Source organism: Enterobacter sp. KB-280D8 (genome assembly GCF_041399405.1).
Classification (GTDB): domain Bacteria; phylum Pseudomonadota; class Gammaproteobacteria; order Enterobacterales; family Enterobacteriaceae; genus Enterobacter; species Enterobacter cloacae_N.
The window spans coordinates 1-850 of record NZ_JBGKEC010000027.1 but is presented as its reverse complement, the minus strand read 5'-3'; the positions used below and the strand labels follow the sequence as shown (position 1 = coordinate 850).

General features: G+C 52.9%; 1 rRNA gene. It reads left to right on the top strand.

The features are described from left to right. Positions 1-850, top strand: a 23S ribosomal RNA gene (locus AB8818_RS22855); the annotation flags it as partial.

Below are 850 nucleotides of genomic sequence, written 5' to 3'. Positions count from 1 at the left end.
TGTGAACTCGAAGAGTAGGGCGGGACACGTGGTATCCTGTCTGAATATGGGGGGACCATCCTCCAAGGCTAAATACTCCTGACTGACCGATAGTGAACCAGTACCGTGAGGGAAAGGCGAAAAGAACCCCGGCGAGGGGAGTGAAAAAGAACCTGAAACCGTGTACGTACAAGCAGTGGGAGCACCTTCGGGTGTGACTGCGTACCTTTTGTATAATGGGTCAGCGACTTATATTCTGTAGCAAGGTTAACCGTATAGGGGAGCCGAAGGGAAACCGAGTCTTAACTGGGCGTTAAGTTGCAGGGTATAGACCCGAAACCCGGTGATCTAGCCATGGGCAGGTTGAAGGTTGGGTAACACTAACTGGAGGACCGAACCGACTAATGTTGAAAAATTAGCGGATGACCTGTGGCTGGGGGTGAAAGGCCAATCAAACCGGGAGATAGCTGGTTCTCCCCGAAAGCTATTTAGGTAGCGCCTCGTGAACTCATCTTCGGGGGTAGAGCACTGTTTCGGCTAGGGGGCCATCCCGGCTTACCAACCCGATGCAAACTACGAATACCGAAGAATGTTATCACGGGAGACACACGGCGGGTGCTAACGTCCGTCGTGAAGAGGGAAACAACCCAGACCGCCAGCTAAGGTCCCAAAGTCATGGTTAAGTGGGAAACGATGTGGGAAGGCACAGACAGCCAGGATGTTGGCTTAGAAGCAGCCATCATTTAAAGAAAGCGTAATAGCTCACTGGTCGAGTCGGCCTGCGCGGAAGATGTAACGGGGCTAAACCATGCACCGAAGCTGCGGCAGCGACACTATGTGTTGTTGGGTAGGGGAGCGTTCTGTAAGCCGT